At 60.9% G+C, this 299-nt stretch carries 1 pseudogene; it reads right to left on the reverse strand.

Annotation, left to right across the window (positions count from 1 at the left end):
* Positions 1-203 precede the first annotated feature (203 nt).
* Positions 204-299 (reverse strand): annotated as a pseudogene (locus AC0L2B_RS00090) (VOC family protein); the annotation flags it as partial.

Here is a 299-nt window from a genome sequence, read left to right on the forward strand (position 1 = left end):
GCCTTAACCGCCGCCAAGATCCAGGACGTCGATGCGGTCGAGCAAAGGCGCGAGGCGCCGTTTCGTGGCAGCATGCCCACGTTGCGATAATTGCTTGCGTGTAACGCGGCCGACCGTGGAGGGATGGACGTCGAACAGGCGGGTCGGCCTCGGACGCGCTCGCTGGCATTGGTCGCTCTTCGCCATTTGTCTTCGTATTGCGCTCAGCTGAGTTCTTGGGCTAGTCCGATGAGGAGCCCTTCAGGCCCACGGATGTAGCAGAGCCGATACGCGTCTTTATACTGGACTACTTCGCCTTC

The organism is Mesorhizobium sp. WSM4815 (assembly GCF_055811575.1).